The sequence below is a fragment of the Pseudoalteromonas phenolica genome (assembly GCF_001444405.1).
Taxonomy (GTDB): domain Bacteria; phylum Pseudomonadota; class Gammaproteobacteria; order Enterobacterales; family Alteromonadaceae; genus Pseudoalteromonas; species Pseudoalteromonas phenolica.
Map to the genome: position 1 here is coordinate 379625 of NZ_CP013187.1, position 21087 is coordinate 400711.

General features: G+C 41.0%; 15 protein-coding genes. 6 read left to right on the forward strand and 9 right to left on the reverse strand.

The genetic code is table 11. The features are described 5' to 3' along the window. Positions 1-284 precede the first annotated feature (284 nt). Both PP2015_RS01755 and PP2015_RS01760 read left to right on the forward strand, forming a co-directional pair. On the forward strand, positions 285-1196 hold the full coding sequence (locus tag PP2015_RS01755) for a GGDEF domain-containing protein (RefSeq protein ID WP_058028637.1): 912 nt from the start codon (positions 285-287) through the stop codon (positions 1194-1196). Beyond that, on the forward strand, positions 1193-2203 hold the full coding sequence (locus tag PP2015_RS01760) for an AraC family transcriptional regulator (RefSeq protein WP_058028638.1): 1011 nt from the start codon (positions 1193-1195) through the stop codon (positions 2201-2203). Before PP2015_RS01755 ends, PP2015_RS01760 begins: the two co-directional genes overlap by 4 nt. On the opposite strand, the gene PP2015_RS01765 is transcribed toward PP2015_RS01760, so the two are convergent. The 5 genes from PP2015_RS01765 to PP2015_RS01785 form a co-directional block, all read right to left on the reverse strand. Then, positions 2200-3678: a sensor histidine kinase gene (locus PP2015_RS01765; RefSeq protein WP_058028639.1), complete on the reverse strand. Its 1479-nt coding sequence runs from the start codon at positions 3676-3678 to the stop codon at positions 2200-2202. The two genes, PP2015_RS01760 and PP2015_RS01765, sit on opposite strands and share 4 nt — an antisense overlap. Continuing rightward, positions 3675-4409, reverse strand: coding sequence for a response regulator transcription factor (locus tag PP2015_RS01770; RefSeq protein WP_058028640.1), 735 nt, complete (start codon positions 4407-4409; stop codon positions 3675-3677). The genes PP2015_RS01765 and PP2015_RS01770 overlap by 4 nt, the downstream gene beginning before the upstream one ends. A 93-nt stretch (positions 4410-4502) precedes the next feature. Beyond that, positions 4503-5213, reverse strand: a complete 711-nt coding sequence (locus tag PP2015_RS01775) for a spondin domain-containing protein (RefSeq protein WP_058028641.1) — start codon at positions 5211-5213, stop codon at positions 4503-4505. A 10-nt stretch (positions 5214-5223) separates the two neighbouring features. Beyond that, a complete protein-coding gene (locus PP2015_RS01780) occupies positions 5224-5928 on the reverse strand; it encodes a spondin domain-containing protein (protein WP_058028642.1) in 705 nt (234 codons plus the stop codon). A 125-nt stretch (positions 5929-6053) separates the two neighbouring features. Further along, complete coding sequence (locus tag PP2015_RS01785) at positions 6054-6884, reverse strand: LysR family transcriptional regulator (protein ID WP_058028643.1); 831 nt, start codon at positions 6882-6884, stop codon at positions 6054-6056. Between the two features lie 218 nt (positions 6885-7102). On the opposite strand from PP2015_RS01785, the gene PP2015_RS01790 reads away from it, so the two are divergent. The 3 genes from PP2015_RS01790 (at position 7103) to PP2015_RS01800 (ending at position 10600) form a co-directional block, all read left to right on the forward strand. Next, entirely contained in the window at positions 7103-7447 is a 345-nt protein-coding gene (locus PP2015_RS01790) for a MaoP family protein (RefSeq protein WP_058028644.1), read from the forward strand. A 137-nt stretch (positions 7448-7584) separates the two neighbouring features. Further along, positions 7585-8631 (forward strand): glutathione synthase, encoded by a 1047-nt coding sequence (gshB, locus tag PP2015_RS01795; RefSeq protein ID WP_058028645.1) that lies wholly within the window; start codon positions 7585-7587, stop codon positions 8629-8631. Next, positions 8615-10600, forward strand: a complete 1986-nt coding sequence (locus tag PP2015_RS01800; RefSeq protein ID WP_058028646.1) for a flavohemoglobin expression-modulating QEGLA motif protein — start codon at positions 8615-8617, stop codon at positions 10598-10600. Before gshB ends, PP2015_RS01800 begins: the two co-directional genes overlap by 17 nt. A gap of 70 nt (positions 10601-10670) precedes the next feature. Here PP2015_RS01800 and PP2015_RS01805 read toward each other — a convergent pair whose 3' ends face one another. The 4 genes from PP2015_RS01805 to PP2015_RS01820 all read right to left on the reverse strand — a co-directional run bounded on the left by PP2015_RS01805 (position 10671) and on the right by PP2015_RS01820 (position 17947). Next, positions 10671-14942, reverse strand: a complete 4272-nt coding sequence (locus tag PP2015_RS01805) for a PAS domain-containing protein (protein ID WP_058028647.1) — start codon at positions 14940-14942, stop codon at positions 10671-10673. Positions 14943-15104: 162 nt separating this feature from the next. After that, positions 15105-15704, reverse strand: coding sequence for a TetR/AcrR family transcriptional regulator (locus PP2015_RS01810; protein WP_058028648.1), 600 nt, complete (start codon positions 15702-15704; stop codon positions 15105-15107). Then, positions 15701-16564, reverse strand: a complete 864-nt coding sequence (locus PP2015_RS01815) for an alpha/beta hydrolase (protein WP_083496487.1) — start codon at positions 16562-16564, stop codon at positions 15701-15703. Before PP2015_RS01815 ends, PP2015_RS01810 begins: the two co-directional genes overlap by 4 nt. A gap of 180 nt (positions 16565-16744) precedes the next feature. Beyond that, on the reverse strand, positions 16745-17947 hold the full coding sequence (locus tag PP2015_RS01820; protein WP_058031514.1) for a hypothetical protein: 1203 nt from the start codon (positions 17945-17947) through the stop codon (positions 16745-16747). Positions 17948-18178: 231 nt separating this feature from the next. Between PP2015_RS01820 and PP2015_RS01825 the strand changes: the two genes are divergently transcribed. Further along, entirely contained in the window at positions 18179-20920 is a 2742-nt protein-coding gene (locus tag PP2015_RS01825; RefSeq protein ID WP_058028650.1) for an ATP-binding protein, read from the forward strand. Positions 20921-21087 lie beyond the last annotated feature (167 nt).

Here is a 21087-nt window from a genome sequence, read left to right on the forward strand (position 1 = left end):
TGATAACGACGGCAAAAGTAGAGAACTCAGATTAAAGAAATATGTCAGTACAAAAGCAAAGCAGTCAAAATTCGCTTAAAACGAGGTTTTTCGTCGGTATTTTTTGCCTTATTGAGCCAATATGACCCCCTACAATCTTGATGTGATTGTTTTAAGTGCCATAAAACATAAGGAAAAGTGCCGAGTTGTCATAATCGCAGCACCTTTGATGAGCTAAAGTGACCCTACGATAAAACCTGCCAGCTTTGTAGCATGGTGATACTTTTAAGCACTTATTTGCTGTTATGACCGATTCATTTTTAAAACTTCACACGCGACTATTGCTATTGCTTGGGTCATTTATTACCGCTGCAATATGCTTAGTTAGCCTCTTTGGTAGTGCCAAGCCTGCCAGCGAGATAGATTGGATTGACTGCTTTGGTGAGGGCGGTATCGCGGTGATGACCTTGATTTGGTTGCTGGCCACCTTGCTCACTCGGCCCAAAGGCAAGGTAACGAATTTATTGTTTCTTGGCTTGAGTGCCTTACACATTTCTTTGTTGCTCGACTTCTTAGATGAATTTTATCGCTTTGATCTTGAATATGACTGGTTAACGAGTTTAGAGGCGCTTCCTGCGACTTTAGGTATGGGGCTAATGAGCTTAGCAATGTATTTTTGGTATCACGAGCAACAGGTCTTAAATCATCTATTGCAAAAGAAAGAACGCTTTTACCGTGAGCATGGCTTAACGGACTTTATTACTGGCTTGTACCGCGCTGATTATATGAAAAAACAGGTCGCGCGCGAGTTATACACTTACCGCGAGAGTGATACTGGATTTTGTATGGCTTTACTTGATATCAAAGGGTTCAGTGAATTTAATCGTAAGTATGGGGGCGTGCGAAGCAATAGTTTGCTCTCAGATATTGGTCAGATCATCACGCTTAACTTGCGAGAGTCCGATTTGGCCTGTCGCTATGCCTCTGATAGGTTTATTGTGTTGTTACCTGATACTGATTTAGTGGAAGCACACGCCGTGATTGAGCAGGTGGCGCAAATGGTGGCCAGTCATACGCCGTATGATAATCACAATAGCGCACTGGGGTTTGAAGGTGTGCAATGGCAATGCATGGCAGGGCGCAAAGATGACGATCACAACACCTTGTTACAGCGTTTAAGCCAAAGCTTAAATGAACTCAAGGCGGTGGCGGCATGAGGCAGGTATTTGAAAATGACAGTCCTATTTTGGCAATGCAGCCATTATTACTGCCTTTGATTGAGATGGCTGAACAAAGAGGTGTGAGTAGTCATAAGTTACTTAAAGGCAGTCGTCTGTTTAATGAAGACTTACATCAGCCTAACAAGCGAGTGAGTTTTAAGCAGGTGGCGCAAATTTTTGACAATGCTCAAACGCTCCTAAGTCAAGATGGCGTGAGCTTTTTAGTGGCGAGACATTGGCTATTTAGCCAGCCTGAAGCGGCTTTTCAAGCACTTCTTAATAGCCGGAATTTGTTGGATATGAGCCGAGTCTTACAAGTTAGGCAAGCGCAAATTTGGCCATTGATGTTCTTTCAAAGTTATCGTAGCGCAAATGCGCGCCATTTTGTCGTGAATCCTGCGATAGCTCAGGTGTCAGCACCTTGCATGGAGTTTATGGCCGAATTTCTGACAGCAGTGATTGACCAATTATGCCGATGGCGTTTTGACATGGTGTCGCATTTGACAGTCAAGCTGCCCTATAGTCAACCTAAACATGTGGAACAATATCAATCGCATCTGCAGCTGCAATATCATTTTTCACAGCCTTGTTTTATGGTGAGTGTGCCCACTACTTACATGTATCGGCCACAAACTTTAGCGTTAACTTCTATGCGTGGTTTCTATTTACAACAATCAAAACATGCACAAGCTCATGTTGGGTTTTTACAGTATGTTTGTTCATTACTCGCTCTAAACCCTAAGCAATCTGCAACTGAGCTCAGTGAGTGTTTAGGTGTGAGTATAGCGACTTTAAAAAGGAAGTTAAAAGCCCACAATACCAGTTTGCAAGTATTGAAAGATCAGCTGCAAAAGCAGCAAGCAGTGATCCATATTAGTGAGCGAGGTTGTTCAAACGAGCAAGTTGCGCAACAACTAGATTATGCAGATGTGACAAACTTCCGCCGTAACTTTAAGCGCTGGACGGGCATGACGCCCAGCGAACTAAGAAAGTTGTTTGGTTAATTAAGTGCATCTGTGGCTTTACGCACAGCAAAGGTAAATTCAGTGCCTTTGCCTAATTCGCTATCAACCTTGATCTCTGATTTTAACAAACGAATAAGGCGGGAGGTTATCGCCAGCCCTAGACCAGCATGGGTCTTTTTACAGCCCTGACTGTTGCTTGCCTTGTAACGGGCTTCAAAGATATAAGGCAGCTCTTTGGCATTGATACCCAGTCCGGTATCACGTACAGCTAACGCATATTGTTTATTGTGTTCGCTGACTTCAATGGTGATGTTTCCTCCAGACGGCGTATGTCGAATGGCGTTATCAATCAAGTTCGTTAGCACCCGCTCTAATTTAGCGATGTCAGAGTAAACTTGGGCATCAAAGGTTTTGGGCTGCACAGTTAAAGTAATGTTGGCTTGCTCAGTTTTTAGTGCGAACTTTGCCAAAATGTCATAAATCAATTCACCTAAATTAAACACTTCAAATTGTACATTGGCATGACCTGATTCAAGGTGTGCAAGCTCGAATATCTGGTCGATCAAGCTTTTCAATTGGGTGCAATTCTTGAGCGCAACTTGCAGGTAATGCATCTGTTGCTCAGGCTTAGCATGCTGTTTTTCAATTAACTCTAAGTAACCTTGCAATGAAGCAAGCGGAGTACGCAAATCATGAGATAGATGGGCCAATAATTGACGACGTTGTGAGTCAAGTTCTGTGAGTTGTGCCATCTGCTGATTAATGGTCACCAGCATCTGATTAACACTGTTGCCAAGCTGGTGGACTTCGTTATCAGAGTTTGACCACTGCGGCATAGTCAACTCAGTTAAATCAAATTTCGCTTCTTCTGCTTTGTGAATAAAGTCACCAAGTTGTTTAAGAGGCGAAGTGATATAGCGAAACAATAACACCGCTACGAACATTAAAATGATCACTAAGATCAACAAGCCAGCAGAATGTTGAAATAAATGATCTGAACTACTGATCTGGGTAAAAATAGAGTCATAGGCGGAAGAGCCGATAATCACATATAAATACCCCTGAAGCGTGTCGTTGTTATAAACCGGTGCAACAGAGAAGATTTTTTGTTGATCAAAACTGCGCGGGTCATCGCCAAAAATTGGTAAGTTGTGTGGCTCTTCTATTAGCTGTAACAGAGGGCGTAAATCGACACTTTGCTTTTTAATATCACCAGGTTTAGCTGAGTAGGTGACTAATTTTCCGCTGGGATCGACAAAGTAAAACTCAAAAGACGGGCCCAGTACCATTAAGGTATGAAATAGGCTTTCAAGGGCCTTATAGTCGTAAACGCCTTGTTTTAGCAAGGGGTTGTCATTGGCGAGGTGTTCCGCAAGGCCTAAATGTAGTTTTTGCTCAGCTTGAGATCGAGACACTTCAGACACACATTGTGTCCAAGTCACAAACGAAATGAGTATGATGAAAAGCACCGTTGAAATGGTCAGACTGAGGCGCTGATAAAGAGATTGGATCATAATGATGCCTGTTGCAATGATTTGGCGTTAAGTTTGTAACCCACACCCCACACGGTTTCGATAATGTCTTGTTGGCATAAGTTACCTAACTTACTGCGAAGACGGTTTATGTGTGAATTAACGGTATGTTCGTAACCTGAGTGGTCATAACCCCAAACTGATTCGAGTAATTGGGCACGTGAAAATACTTGATTGGGGTGTTTAGCAAAGAAGTGGATCAGATCAAATTCGGTAGCTGTAAGGTCAATAAGTTGGTTGTTGATAAAGACTTCATGACCTCCCGTATCGATTTGCAGCGCGCCTAACATCAAGGCTGTTGGCGCTGTTGCGATTGTATCGGTTGGCTGTTGCTGCATTTTGAGTAATTTAATATGGCGGATCTGCGCTTTGATCCTTGCTTGGAATTCTCGATAGCTAAAAGGTTTACAAATATAGTCATCGGCACCAATCTCTAGACCAATTACTCTGTCCATCTCACTGCTTTTTGAGGTCAGTAATACCACGCTGATATGAGGAAATAGAGATTTGATCTCTCGGCAAACACTGAGACCGTCCATGCCAGGCAACATAATATCGAGTAGCACGATGTCGAAGTGGTCTTGCATTAATTTTGCCATGGCGCTTTCCCCATCGCTTACGTGCTCAACATCAAGTGCCAATTCTTTTAAATGCACTTGAACTAACCCTGCAATATCGAGATCGTCTTCAACGACCAATACTTTATGCTGCATATTTCAACCCTCTTAAAGTAAATCTCAGCTCTAATAAGCTATGATTTACTTTGTATTGCCCACCCCACACACCGTGAAATGGGCATGTAGGGTTTATTTCATTCTTGTAATTGTGACCATCATCAGTGGGTTATCGAATTTATGCGTGCTATCTAACACTGAGCTAGAGAGCCCGTCATCATTACCGACAACGCCAGGATGCATCGCGACCTTATCCATGGCTTCTCGGGCACTATTGAAGCCTTCTCCACCATCGGCAGGGCCAGGAATAGTCCCTTGTGCTTCAGTGTTTTCTTCGGTACCTGCATCATACGCATGGGTACGCATAGAAATACTGTCGCCTTCGGCTAGGTTTGATACGTCCATAGCATTAAGACCGGTAAAACCATCATTTGTATTCACCATCATGGTGATTACAGACAATTTATAGTCTTCAAGGCTTTCGGTAGTGAGCATTAACTCTTGGCTCGCGCCAGGTGCAAGTGGAGCATCTGCTGAACTTGACATCATAACCACATCTAATCCGAGTAGCCCTGAATTATCCCCGCCTTCAGCTAAGGTTTCTAATTCGGCGCTGGCCGCCTCACCGATTTGCCAAAATTGTCCTTCTTTATGTAGTGCAATACCAATTGGCGAAAGTGGCTGTCCATTAGTGAGGTTAACCGCGGTGACTTTTAGCATAATTTCTTCTGCGGCTGGTGGTGTTGGCATAGGTGTTTCTAACATCACATCATTGTCGTCACTGCCACAACCTGCGAGTAATAGGCCTGCAAATACAGGCGCACATAATTTGAGTGCTTTCATGTTAGGCCCCTTACTTTACTGTTACAGTCACTTTCGCTACTGGGTTTAACCAACGGTGTACTGTGTTGTGTAAATCGCTTTTACCACCTGTTGCTTCGTCATCACCTAAATTCCCGCGGTGAATATGTACCATCATGTTGGTTTCTTCATCGGTGACACCACTGCCTTGCGTACCCGGTGCCATACCCGGAGAGGCTGGAATACCCAATGAGCCAGGTGCACCAGAGCCATCAACAACCAGTTCGTTGTTTGCTTCTGTGCCTGCATCATAGGCATTTAGGTAGATATGATATGTGCCTGCTTCGGTTGGAATAGGCCATGCATCCAGGCCCACAAAGCCATCGTTGGTTGGTAACATCATGGCGACAATAGACAGGGTTGAATTAGTTTCAGAACTTTCAACCATCGCCATAGTGGATGCGGTAGGTGCTAATAACCCTTCAGCTGGGTTTGCTGCAGCGCTAGCATTGATGCCTGATAGGACATCTGCAAGACCTGAAATATCACCGCCTTCAGCCATTGCTTGTAATGGTTCAGACGCTTTACTGCCAATTTGGTAAAGGTGCGCGTCACTGCTATGTGCTGCGACAAGGAGCGGGGTGAAATAAATACCTTGTGTGAGGTTGGTAATTTTTACTTCTACATCAGCGGCCATTGCTGTACCGCCTGCCATTAATGTTAGTCCTGCGATGAGTGCACTTGTTGCTTTGTTCATGTCTTGCTCTTTATAGTTTTGTTAAACACAAATCTAGTTTGCAAGACAGTTATCGCGAAACTATGGCTAATTATTCACAAATTTATCACAAGAGTGTTTTAAATTTATCGCAGCGGAGATTTCTACTACTGAAGCTTAGAAAACAATGCCTTAAACTCAGTAATTAATTGCTCCTGAGGGTTATTTTTACGATAAACCAAGTAAATTGGTCGCTTAATTTGTAACGGTGTTTCGATTTCAAATAACTCGCCGTTTTCAATTAATGCTTGAACCAGAGGGTAAGGCAAGTAGGCAAACCCACCTTTAGTTTGCAACACTTCAAGCGCAATCATTGCGGCAGAGGTTTTAAAGTTGGGGGTGACTTTATGGTGTAAAGCGTGTTCTTTTTGAAAGGTGATGCCCCAATCAACTAACACATAATCTTCTACTTTGGCGTCGAATTCCGCGCGACTACCTACGAGAGATAAATCAAAGTGACCTATTAACTCATTACAAAAATCGCTGTCTTTGATCGGATCGGTAAGTAAGCCCACATCTAATGAGCGGTCTTCTAATTTTCTTTGTATCGCCTCACGAACAGAGAGCTCAGCGCCAACAACTAGGTCGTCAAAGAGTGCCAGCATGTCTTGAATGCGTGAGCTAAAAAACGCGTCCCATACATTGGGCGTGGCTGCAACACTAAAGGTGTTTTTCTGCATGGCGGCAATGGATAAAGAGAGCTTAGACTGTGCCATTTGGCTCACCATCAAATGCGCATGAGATAACAAGGCTTCACCGGCGGGGGTTAGTCTCAAATTGTTTTTTTCTCGAATAAAAAGAGCCGTATTATAAAACTCTTCAAGTTGTTTTATTCTTGCACTGACAGCGGCTTGGGTGATATACAAAGTTTCTGCAGCGCGTCCAAAGTGGCGATTTTCTGCAACCGCAATAAAAGTTTTAAAGACTCTAATATCCATGTGTCATGGCTCTCTTCTGTTAATGGCCTCAATTTAAATAAATATTATCTTCACGACAAATATTTTTTGTTTTTCTTCTTATTAGTTTTTGCATACATTCCGCAAATAAGAGCTTTCTTTGCTCTTGGCAATAATTTGTTCATAAAAGCTGGGTATAGATTAATCAGTTGTATCTAACTTTATATAACCGTTATATGGCAAACCACTTAGGGGAACATATGAATACGACGATTCGTAAAGGTAAAACACTGTTTTATGGCGACCACTCATTTTCACACGGGTTATCAAGAAGCGGTCATTTTACGTTGAAAGAAGCTGAGTTTTTAGAAAGCTACGGCCATACGTTAAGTGCACTGGCGAATGAGACCTTACAGCCCGAGAATGAAGAAGAGCAATTATTTGTAGCGCAGGTGAAAGACGAAAGTGAGAGCACCTTACATGCTGCCAAACTTTGGAAAAAATACTTAAAAGCAATCGATAAAAGCAAAGTGGGTCACAGCTTCTCAAGAAGCAGCGGCCGTACAGTGCAAGACATGGGGAATGACTTCAGTTTAGCTGATTAGCCATATCAACCCAATCTAATTATCTGATTGCCAATTAGCCAGTTTCGACTGGCTAATTTTATTTCTGTTACTGATATACCTCCCCTTAATAATGTTGAGTTAAATGGGGAGACTTCAAATCTTAAAGACATATAGCCATGAAAATTTGTTTTATTATGTACCCTTGGGATCGTGTTGAGCCTGAGACAGATACCACGCTTCGCTTAATTCATGAGTGTGTTAAACGCGGTCATACCGTTGCTATGTCAACGGTGAATAACCTGACTATTCGAGACAGTGTGGCGAGTGCATTCTGTGATGTATTTACGCGTAAAACAAAGTGTTCTGACAATGTCGTAAGTTTTTACAAAAATGCTGACTTAAAGCGCACTCAGCTACCACTTGCAGGTTTTGATGCCATCATCATGCGTGCGAATCCACCGCTAGATACCTTAGCACTGAATTTCTTAGACTCAGTGCGCGGTGATACGTTTATCATGAATGACTTAGATGGTTTGCGTATTGCGAACAACAAAATCTACACGGCGTCTTTTCAAGATACTGAGAGCGAGTTTATTCCAGCTACACATGTATCAAAAAACCGCGAATACTTAGAACGTATTTTTGATGAATCTGACAGCGATCGCATGATCTTAAAGCCTCTTGATGGGTTTGGTGGCCGTGGTGTGATTGTCATAGAAAAGTCTGCACGTCAGAGCTTTAGATCGTTACTCGATTTTTATATCGGCGGTGATGAAAATGGCAAAGGTGAAAACTACGTTATTTTGCAAGATTACGTTGAAGGTGCAGAAGAGGGCGATGTGCGCATTATGATGCTCAACGGCGAACCAATAGGTGCAATGAAGCGTGTGCCAGCAAATGGTGATCTGCGTTCAAATGTGCATGCGGGTGGCCGCGTTGTGAAGCATAAATTGACTGAGCAAGAGAAAAAGCTGTGTAAGTACATTGGCCCTAAACTGGTGCGCGATGGCTTGTATTTAACAGGCATTGACGTTATCGGCGGCAAGTTGATTGAAGTGAATGTATTAAGCCCAGGCGGCATTGTTCGTATCAATAAACTCAACCGAGTGAAGTTACAAGCACAGGTTATTGATTTTGTTGAAAGCGTCGTGCATGCCAAAGAGCTAGTACGCAACCGTAAAACTGAATTCAGACAGGTAATTGAAAATGCTAACGCTGTCTGAACAGGCGTGTATCGCGAAAATAAGCAAAGGTGAATGCTTTCATGCAGAGGTTGAAGGCGGTGCGTTCATTATTAAAATTGATGAATATACGCCGGTGATCTGTGCAGCCATTCATAACGGCCACCGTTTGCGTAAAGATCTCGAAAAAAGCTTTATGCTTAGTCAAGACGAGCGCTTTTTCGAAGAAGATCCTTATACCGATGAGCTTATTTCGTCGTTTCCTATTCAATTAATAGGGAACGACTCACGTTTTGAATATGACTTAAACCGTGCAAAAACTCTGTCTACGTATTTTAAAACGGCATGGAATAAACAGGTGTGGCAAAAGCCGTTGAGTGCAAAGCAGCGTGCAATTAGCCAAGCTAAGCATGAGTCTTTTTACAATGTGCTTGAGGCAATCATCGCCAAAGTAGAATCACTGTTTAGTCGCGCAATTGTGTTTGATATTCACTCGTACAACTACAAGCGTATCGAAAAAGACACGCCGACGTTTAATGTCGGCTCTGGACAAATTGATGTCGAACGCTGGGGCAGTGTGGTTAAGCACTTTGAGAAGCAATTGAATAAGATTGAGTTGCCTAACTTGTCAGTGCGCGCTGCGACAGACGAAGTGTTTCATGGTCGTGGTTACTTAATTAGTCATGTGAATGCACACTTTGATAACACCTTAGTGCTACCAACTGAAGTCAAAAAAGTATTTATGGATGAAACATCGGGTGATGTTTATCCTTTGGTGCTTGAAGAGTTAAAAGCAGGTTTTAAGAGTGCTATCTCTGAAACCGCTGCGTATTTTATTCGCCGTTTTGGCAGTAAAAAGCGCATGCAAAAAGCCGATATGCTGTCTTCCAGTATCAGCCCAGAGGTACTAGAGGTTGATAAAGCGTTATTCTCGTTATGTCGTCATATTGAAACGCTGAACTTTATTAACCCAGTTAACTTGCAAGCGCAGCGTAAGAGGTTTTTGAAAAATAGCTATGTTGCGCCGAGTTTTAACTATAAGCAGCTAGACCTGAACCCTTATAAGTTTAGAGAGAAGCTATATAAGTTACCGGTTGATAATATTCTCGATGCTGATATTCAGCAGTTGTATCGTCATATCATCGATAATTTGGCGAACAAAATTGATTTGTTGGCCACCATAGGTACCGATGAGTTTATGTATAACTCATTAAAATACTATGGTGAGCCGAGTGAAGAAGACATCGCGAATGCACGATTCTTACTGCACTTAAAGCCACAAATTGATGAAAATGAAAAAGTGCTAAATGCGGATGAGGCAATCGCTTGCTTTAAAGCGCAGGCACAAGAATGGGGTTTGAACTGTCGTATCGAAAAGTCGGCAAAAATAGTTGCCAAGGCCATGGTCAATAACGACAAAGCGCTGTTATTGGTTAACCGAGACGCTAGCTTTACCGAAAAAGAAATTCATGCCTTTGCGTATCATGAATTAGGCATTCACATGGTAACGACATTGAATGCTAAAAAGCAGCCGTTGAAGGTATTTGGGTTAGGTTTGTCGGGTAATACCCATACTCAAGAAGGTTTGGCAATCTACAGTGAGTATTGCTCTGGGAGTTTGACATTATCGCGCCTGCAAACTTTGGCGCTTCGTGTTATTGCTGTGAACTATATGCTCAAGCATCGCGATTTTGTGAAAACTTTCCACACTTTAGTGAGTGAATTTGAATTAGACAGAGAGTTTGCGTTTACTTTAACAACCCGTGTATATCGGGGTGGTGGTTTTACTAAAGATTATCTATATCTTAGTGGTTTTAGAGATATCGTTGAACTGGCAAAGACACAACCGCTCGATAATTTGTTGGTCGGTAAAACTGGGTTACTCGATTTTGCGATTACCAACGAAGTGGTAGAGCGAGGGTTAGTGCATAAACCTATGTCGCTGTTTGATTTAAGTTATCGACCTTCAGGTGATGAAGTCCTCGATTTTATTGTGCAGTCTATCCGTTAAACGCACTTTCAATGCAAACGCCCACAATATGTGGGCGTTTTTTAATACCAATTCTCAACATAAAATACCACTAAGAGGTTGACTGCAATAACTTCTCTCTCAGAGCGTTTAAACTGATTGGTTTAGCAATGTATTCATCCATGCCAGCATCTAAGCACTTTTCTTTGTCACCTTTCATCGCATTGGCTGTCATGGCAATAATGACCGTATTTTGGTGGTGTGCCCCAGCTTTACCCTGTCGGATTAACTGAGTTGCTTGAAAGCCATCCATTTCTGGCATTTGTACATCCATTAAGATGACATCGTAGGGAGTGTCACACGATTTTAACTGCGTAATTGCTTGCTGGCCATTATCGGCGCTATCACATGCTTGACCAAGATTTTTTAGCACACCTTTAGCCACAATTTGATTCACTGGGTTATCTTCTACAAGCAGAATGTTTAACGATGGCAGTGGCTTATTGTCATTTAATTCCGGATTTTCATCAGCCTGCTGCAGCTCATTAATATAATGATGTGTGACAAGTGGTTTTGCGTTTTCTAATGAGTCTCCCTTATCAGAGATAATCTTAAGTGCACCTAATAAATCTTGTGTCGTTGTGGGTTTTGGAAAATACCCTTTAAAGCCCAAGTCGGCGAAATATTTGGCGTCTCCTCGGGTTTGCATTGAGGTCATCATGATAAGCTGCATCTGCTCGCATTCAGGAATACTTTGCAAGTGTTGTGCAAGTTGTGCTCCATCCATATTTGGCATTTGCATATCCAAAATAGCAATATCAAACATAGCCTCAGTTTGGCTCTTACAAACGGTTAAGGCGTGCTCACCATTATGGCTAGTAGTGACTTTTGCTCCCCATTGCGATAATTGCTTATCTAATATCTCTCTATTGGTTTCATTGTCATCAACAACCAATATATTGAGTGATGAAATATCTACATCAGGCACTTTGGTGTGATTCTTTTCACAACTAGAGACTTTGAGCAAACAGGTAAACTCGCTGCCTTCTCCTAGTGAGCTCTGTAAAGAGATTGAGCCATTCATACGATTACATAGCTTTTTAACAATGGCTAAGCCAAGACCTGTTCCCCCATAGTTTCTAGTTGTAGAGGAATCCGCTTGACTGAAAGTTTCAAAGACATGTGCTTGTTTGTCTTGCGCGATACCTATGCCGGTATCTTTAACCTTTAAAATAAGATCTAGACTATCTAAGTCTGTGCCTTGTAAGTGAGCTGAAATTAAAATCTCGCCGGTATGGGTAAATTTAATCGCATTTCCGATTAGGTTTGTGAGAATTTGTCTAATTCTTCCTGGGTCACTAATAATAAGCTGGTTTGGTAACTCTGTTGTATCGAGGATTAACTCTAATCCTTTGGCTTCAATTGTCATGGCGAATGACTCGCATAGCTCGCCAAGCATAGTGGTAAGGTTAAAGGGGATATTTTCTAATTCGAGTTTATCAGCATCAATCTTTGAGAAATCTAGAATGTCGTTAATTAAAGTCAGTAGAGAGTTGGCGCTACTTTGCGCAATTGAAACGCGATGCTGCTGTTCATCCGAAAGCTCACTGCTTGTGAGTAAATCAAGCATACCAATCACCCCGTTCATCGGTGTTCTGATCTCATGGCTCATACTGGCCAAGAATTCATTTTTGGCAACCACAGCGGTTTCTGCAACGGTTTTCGCTTGTTGTAATGCTTGTTCGTATTGCACGCGTTCTGTTACGTCATAGTTCACACCTACGACATTTGTAACTAGACCGTGTTCATTGACTTTGTTGATGGCAGACGCTTTTATGTGTCGAATTTGGCCATTGGGCAAGATAATTCTAAATTGAGTGTCAAATTTACTATCATGCTTAATCGCGTCACTTAATAATGCTTCTGTTTTTTCTTTATCGTCAGGGTGAAGAGATTGCTCCCATGCGTTATACGCGGCCGAAAAATCAGACTCCGGAATGCCATACAATTTAAACATCCAATTATCCCAGCTTAAGGAGTCATCCTCTAAGTTGTAGTCGAAAATACCAATCCCTGCAGAATCGGCTGCCAGGGCCATGCGCTCATTTTTATCTTGGATTTCTTGCTCGGCTTTCTTAGAGGCACTGATGTCTAAATGGGTACCAATCATACGCTTTGGAGAGCCATCTATATTCCACTCAACGACACGACCTGTGTCTAATATCCAGACCCAGTGACCGAGCTTGTGTTTCATGCGAATTTCACACAGGTATATCTCGTTCTCTCGGTTCCAATGTTCTCGTAGTGCATGTTCTGAATATTTAAAATCTTCAGGGTGAACAAGGTCAACCCAAGTTAAAGTGTTGGTGGGTTCAAGTTCTTTTAGTTTGTAACCTAAAATATTGGCCCAGCGTTCATTATAAGTGGTGATACCTGAGTCAATTTCCCAGTCCCAAATACCAACGCCGGTAGAATCTAGAACAAACTCTAATCTTTGATTACTGAACTTGAGTTTATTTTGTGCTTCGACACGTTCGGTAATATCTTGGAATGAGCCAAACATACGAATGCAAAGTCCGTCTCTGAACTCTGTTTGACCCTTGGCTTCAACCCAAACCTCATTACCTTTAGCCGTAATAATTTGCAGCTCTTCTTGATAGGGCTCGCCGGTTTGCATTGATTGGGCTACTAATTCAGAGATGCGTTCTTGGCTAAAGCCTGGCTTATAAAAATTGATTGCAGTACTAAGTTGGGGCTCAAAGTCGCTATCAACTTCATGGATCTGTTTGGTCATGTCTGACCAATACACTTTCTCAGAGACTAAATCGACTTCCCAAGCACCAATATTGGCTTGCTCACTCATTTGATTCATAAGCTGCTGTTGTAATAACAGCTTATTTTCTTGCTCTTCTCGAGTAAATTCGTGACTGATCCAGTGTGCAAGTAATTGCACTATTTCAAGGTCCGTATCTGAAAATTCATGGGGAGACACTTCAGGGCTAGAGAAGTTGAGTGTGCCAACACGTCGTCCTGAGATAATAAGTGGGCAGCCAATATAGCTTTCTAGCGCAAAGCTCTCGTAACATGGATGATGGGCAATGTCGCTTTGCCCGACATGGTGATAAGCAATAGCATGGTTAGCTTTGAGTGTATGAATACAATAAGAGTTTTTATAATCGAATATATCACCCGGATTTATAGCATCATTGGGCGTTGAGGCATATTTAACAAGATAAGTGTTTTTCTCTTCATTGATATTGCTGATGATAGCTAAAGGTAAATTAAAAATTTGTCGCCCTAAAACAAGAAGCTTATTAATTTTATCGTCGAGTGATGCATTAGAATCACTGGTTATCACATGGATCTGTGTGAGTGCTCCCAAGGTGCGCTTTTGTTCTGTAATGTCATTTTGAATGACAATGGAACTTTCAGCTTCATTTTCAAAGTGTTTTATTGGCACGATACTGGTATCAAACCAATATAGTCGTCCATCTTTAGCTCTATTGCAGATTTCCCCTTGCCATACTTTTCGTTGTTGAATTGCTTGGTTTAGGGTGTCGTAAAAACTATCATCATGAATACCGCTTCTTAACACTTTAACCGGTTGGCCAATGAGTTCATCTTGTTCATAGCCATAATGTTCGGAGAATTTCTTATTATAAAATAGTAGATTAGTATCACTATCAACACGCATAACAACCGAGTGCTTATTGATTGCAAATTGCACATCTTTAACACGATTTTTTTCTAATAATAGTCGTTGATACGTATCAGAAAGCCAGCGTTGCGTTGGTTTGAAAATAGCAAAGACTAGAAATAATATGACAAGCAACGAGATAGCCCATAAGGCTAAATTGATCCTTTGTAATGTGAGCTGTTGTGCTAACGTGGCTTTTTCAAACAGTTTGACGGTGTGGTCTAGATCAATTAACAACTGCTCGTTATCAAATTGTTCAAACTGTTGTAAAGTTTCGGGTGAATAGCTTTGCGAGTTTTCAATTGCCAAACCTGTGTATTGTTCGAGGCGTTTTAACAGTCTCGTATCTTGAAAGTGCTTTGATAATTCGGCTTGTGCCGAGGCATCTTTTGAAGACACTTTTTTGAGTAAAAAACCTTGATTTTCCAGCAGGCGCTCAGCAACTTGTTTAAGCTTTTGACTATTTTTTTGTGATTGAGTCTTATATGAAAGTTGTACTAGCAAAGCTAATCTTTGAGAGAGCATGCGTTGCTCTCCAGCAATGTTGATTATGTGTGCACTGTCTTTTTGCTTGATTTGCTGTTCGTTAAGTATGAAAAATGTTGTCGTAATTGCGAGCGCGATGACGATTAGAGCGATTTTGTAGCGCCTAGAAAAAGTCGCAATGAAAGACTCTGTACTCAACATATTAAGCACACCTTTTTGATTCTTTTTTTAGTTATTAGATACTTAATTTAGTTAAAACTAAATCAGCTGTGAAATAAGAGTATAAACTATCACAGTAAACCTGCTTTGAGTGCAGTTAATTATTCTATGAATACAGCACAATTTGATCTGAACGGTATTATTTTAAGCGCGATATTGTTCGACCAATCTTAAAACACTTTGTTTAAACAGCTCTCCCGCTTTATGTTCCGAAAGTGTGTATTTTGTGATGGCATGACCGAGGTACAAGCTGTAAAGCTCGTAGGCTATGACAGAGCTAGAAATGCTTGGAGACAGTAATTTGTGCTCGATACAACGTTCAATACGATGGGTCAGGTAACCTAATAAGCGCTCTTGTTGGTTGATAATAAAGCTTCTAACTTCGGAGTCTGGACGGTTTTGAAACTCGACGATTGCTTTGATAAAAGGGCAGCTCATTTTGGCATCGTTAAACATGTCATTGATCCAAGAACTCCAGCAATCAAGTAGTGTGAGTAAGTGTTCTAAAGGGTCTTGACAGCGAGCAGGCGTGATAACTCTTTCTATAAATAAAGTTTCACCATATTCTAAAATAGCAATTTGCATATCTTCTTTATTTTTGAAATGAGAAATAACACCTGTACGAGATAAGTCGCATAATTTAGCAACACTCCCAATTGTGACATCGGCCAATCCAAATTGACTGATGTACATAATGCTCTGCTTTAAAATCTCGTTACGGGTACGCTCGCCTTTACTACTCAAGAAGTAATTACCTTGGTGATATGCTCTATCACTTTAGTATCACCTAAAAGTTTTCTATGACCAAGTCCTTGAGTGGTAAATAATGAAGGTTTTTGGTTGTTTAAAAATGCTGACACACTTTTATAGCAGGCGAATCTGTCTTGTTCGTCGTGGATGAAGTAGAGTTTATCTGTCAGCTTTTCGGTGTGTTGAGTTAGGCATAGGGTTTTCCAATGCTTGCCAAATTGAGCACTAATACCCTCTAAAACATGGATCAGTAATTTGGGTGAAATACCCGCTGCATCTACTTTTTCAAACATTAATTCGAAGAACTTAACAGGTGTTGCTATCAAAACCAGCTTTTTATCTTCTAGTAAGTGAATAGGTAAATTAAGTGTAGCAACAGCACCCATAGAGTGAGCAACAATCGCGTGTATATGGTCATTGCGTTGCTCGAAATATTGAACCGTGGCGGTTATTGTTTCAATAAAGTTTAGTAAGTGAGATTGTTTACCTGAAGATTTTCCATGAGCAATATGATCGATGGCCGCAACCTTAAAACCTTGCTCAATAAAATGGGCGATCATAGCTTCAAATCCTGAGCTGTTATCAGCCCAACCATGGCTTATCAGAATAAGCTGCTCTCCTTCACCAAATACAGCAACATGAGCAAGGCCTAATGATGTCTCTATGTTATGCACTTCATCTGGGCTGACCAATTCAAAGTCATAATTTCTTTTTCCAAATGGATTTAACAGTAGTTTGCTGCCCACTGAAAGGCTCATTTTTGGAGGCAGCGATGTCAATCCGCTAGAAAGAAAGCGGGTAATACTCTGTAAACCAATGCGTCTTCGTTTGTTGTTAAAGTAATTAAATTTCATTTTAAACTCAAAATAGTACAAGTGTTATATTTTTAAAATGGTCCAACTGTACTATTTTGTAAAGGATCATTTTGAAATGGAGACTAGGCGTTTAAATTAAGTGAAAAAAAGAAGTAATTAAAATCAGAAAGAAAAAAAGCTGCCAAAGGCAGCTTTTGAAAAATCGCTTTCAAACAAACTTTATTGCATCATGCTTGCTGTTTTTGGGTTGGCAAGCAGATCGCTAAACAATGTCCATAGCTCAGTTTGAGTGCCTGTTTTAGTTTGTTTTTCAATATAGTTTTTGACGATATCTTGGCCTAAGTTGTAATTAATCACATACGCGCGATTTGCATTAATAAAGCCGAGTCGCTGTTGCGCTTTTTTCTCAGTGACTAATGTGTATTTAACAAGTAATTCAATCGCTTTTTGATCATCAATTTCGCCATCTAGATAGCGTTTTGCCACCATATTATCGGCATATGATAGTTGCTGTTTTACTGTTTGTACTTGGTAATACAGTTCAACTTTACTGGCGTCTAATCCAGCCAGTGGAAATAGAACACCTTTTTCAAATTGGATTCGTTCATCATGAGGGAAAACCACATCAACACCGTAATTCGCACTGCCTTCTGCGAGTAATGACATCGGTGAGAACAGCGGATAAATCGAATATTCAATCCAGCCTTTACCATTCACTAAGTGTTTTTCCATAAGAGAGTTAAAAACATGGTGGCCGGGGTAGCCTTCGTGACTTGCTAAATCAATGGCTCGAGCAATATAAATAGGGAAGTCAGTATTCACTTGAATTAGGCTATAGCTGTTTCCTTTGTACCAATTGTAGCCGCTCCAAACCTTATCTTGAACATACTCTATGGTGAAGCTTTCTTGTTCATCAAGCTGAATGTACTGCTTAGTTCTTTTGCGAGATTCAACCACTGCGGCTTTAAATACACTATCTAGCTTATTTTTGGGGATAACAAATTGTGCGATAAAGTCATTCATGCGCTCACTAACAGAGCCTTTACCTGGTAGCATTAAGTCTAATTCTTTCAGTGCTTTATCTAGCTCGGCTTCGGTAATGTTTGGAGACACAGCGTCGTATAAACGTAAAGATTCATCATCAAAGCTAATTTTTTCATTGTTGATGATTTCTATGAAGGTCAACATAGATCTGGTTTGTACTTGCAGGAATGCCTTTCGTTGCGAGTCGTCTTGAGTATGCTCTACTTGTTCTAATTGTTTGAGAAGTAGAGAAATATCAGCTTTAAGGTCACTTAGTGGTCGCTTTTCTCCTGTTCGCCATTCACTGGGGCCATAATAAGCGTCAACATAATAAGGGTGGTGTTCGCCCACGGCCAAAACGAGTTTGACATATTGCTCTGCGATATTGTCTAAGGTCATAGAGGAGTCCTCATTGGCGTTTTGCGTTTTTGGCTGACAACCCATTAGCAAGGCCAGTACACAAAAAATAACGAATGTGATGCGCATAGTAAGTTTTTGCTTAATTAAAAGGCATTCGATCATAGCTGAAATAAATATTGTATACAATTTGCTTTTTTAGGCTTTGATGTAAAACACCGCTTAGTTTGATAACTTATGCTATGTTTTTAACATGTTTGAAATTATATATTTATGGTTATGCTCAAAGCTAAAGGTATACAAGACGCGCCTTTTGCCATTAAAAGTGGGTATTTTTTAGGTATTGCTTTTAGTTGCTTTTTATTGGGCTTATTTGGCACGCTATTTAATATTGAGCCTGGCTTTGCGAGTGCTATTTGGCCTGCTGCAGGGTGGTCTGTCGCCTGTTTATTGGCATTTGGCCGGTTTTCATTGTTGCCTTTGTTCGTAGGCACGTTATTAGTCAATTTATATAATTCAGGCTTTTTTGGCACATCTTTCGAGCTATCTCATGTTCTTTGGAACACCTTACGAAGTGCTGGGGCGGTATTGCAATGCGTATTCGCATATTCCTTAATTAAGCATTTTTGTCGTTTTCCACTCAACTTTCAAAATGCAGAAACACTTATCAAAGTACTCTTTTTGGCGGGGCCTATCGCCAGTATTGTATCGTCTTCGCTGGGAGCTTGGAGTTTACTTCAACAAGGCTTTATTCACTCCGGTAGCCTAATGTTCGTATGGTTTACTTGGTGGGTCGGTGATACTGTTGGGGTGCTGTTTTTTTTACCTCTGTGTACTTTTTTATTTAAAAGTGAACGTTATACAGAAGTCAGCCATAAATCATGGATTTTGGCGTCAGCGATACTTCTATTTATAACTGTATGTTGGACCTTTAACTATTCTCGTAGTGTTTATTACGATAATCATTACATTCGTTTTGCGAATATCACAGAGCAAAAGTTAGTGTCGATGCAGTTACTAAAAAACTCCATCGAAAATGACTTGAAAGCGTTGGGTGTATTGATGCAAACAGGTCATGCGATGACCATTGACGAATTTGAGCATTATAGTCACTTTTTAAGTGATGACTTTGAATTATATCGTGCTTTGGGGTGGGTTAGTTTTGTGCCAAGTGAAAATATATCCTCTTGGCAGCAATCGCTGGCAGAGGCAGGGATTGCTGAGGCACAAATTAAACAGGCCCCAGGTAGCAAAGAAATTGAAGATATCCTCTTACCTATTAGCTTAATTGCACCCTACAAAGCCAATGCGCCAGCTGTAGGCTTAGATGTTATGAGTCATCCAATAGCAGGAGCGGCTGCCGAAAAAGCCATTAAGCAAAAAGTTCCTATTGCGACAGCCCCTTTAGTCTTGGCACAGCAAACAAATAAGGCAACGGGAAACGTAGTGTATTTGCCTGTTTTTGATAAAAACGATCCCGATAAGTTGTTGGGTCTGAGTGAAGTTGTTCTGGAAATTGACGTGATTGTGAAGCGAATTTTATCGTCGAGTCGCTACAAAAATAGTTTCAGTTACACCTTGAGTGACTTATCAAAACAAGATACTTGGTACAGCTATACACCTGAAATATCCCATCAATCCCATGAATTGCATTTCAATTCAGAATATCAGATTGATTGGTTTGGCCGAAGTTGGAAGCTGAGTTTTGAAAGTACAGAAGCCTTTGAGAATAATAATAAAGATTGGTTGAGTTGGCTAACGTTGACCATTGGGTTGGTAATTGCGGCATTGGGCATGTCATTTACCATGATTCTCGCGGGATTTAATGAGCAGTTAAGAGTCCGTGTGGATAAACAAACTGCGCAGCTTGAAGAGCTAGTGGTTGAACTGAAGCAGGCTGATAAGGTTAAAAGTGAATTTTTGGCAAACATGAGCCATGAAATTCGTACGCCAATGAATGGGATTTTGGGCACTTTGCAACTATTACTGAAGACGGCATTAAGCGAAAAGCACCATGAACTTGTTGCCAGTGCACTTAGTTCAAGTCGATCATTATTAGCGATATTAAATGACATACTTGATTTTTCTAAGCTTGAAGCTGGCAAGGTAACGATTGAATGTACACCACTTTCAATCAAGACTCTGATTGACCAGGTGCTAAAAAATCAATCACGTGCAGCTAAAGCGAAAAACTTAGAACTAACATGTGAGTTAGCACCTGAATTGTGTTTGTTTCGAGAGGGAGATAGCACGCGCATCAAACAGGTCTTAGAGAATATTATTTCAAATGCCATCAAATTCACATCTGAAGGGGAAGTAAAGGTGATGATTTCAGAACATGGTGATGAACAAGTTGTCATTACAGTCACTGATACTGGGATCGGGCTAAGTGAAGAACAGATTACTCGCCTCTTTAATCGCTTTGAACAAGCCGATGCATCTACAACCAGAAAGTATGGTGGGACAGGGCTGGGGTTATCTATTTCGAAGCAATTAGTTGACTTAATGGGGGGAGAGATTTCGGTATCAAGTCAGCTCCATAAAGGGAGCAGTTTTGAAGTTATTTTACCATTAACTAAAATCTCATCTGAGCAAGTCAATGAAAGGGAAGAAGTACATACTGATGTCCCTGACCTACGAGAATATAAGATCTTAGTTGCTGAAGATAATCAGGTAAATCGCTTGGTAATCAATGCGATGTTAGCACCTACACAAGCAAGCGTTGATTTTGCCGAAAATGGTTTACAAGCTACACAGATGGCGACAAGTCAGCATTACGATTTAGTGCTTATGGATATACAAATGCCAGAGATGGATGGTGTACAGGCATGCCAAATAATCAAAGAGCAGTTACCGAGATTACCAATTATCGCCCTGACTGCAAACGTCATGGCACAAGACGTAAATACATACCTTAGCTCAGGCTTCACGGCACATTTGGGTAAGCCGATTGAAATAGATGGATTAATGAACTTACTTAAGCATCTTTTGGAGTCTTATACCAATCGGCAATAACACTTAATCATCTGAGGGATTAAACCTGATGACAGCTGCGTTAAAGATTTCTTATTTAGAACAACTAAATAACGAAATATTTGCCTTGCCTACATGGGGGTAGGTGCCTCAGCGATAGCAGGACGTGTGAGCGGTGCTACCAACAAGGTTTTCTTGCCTCAAAATAG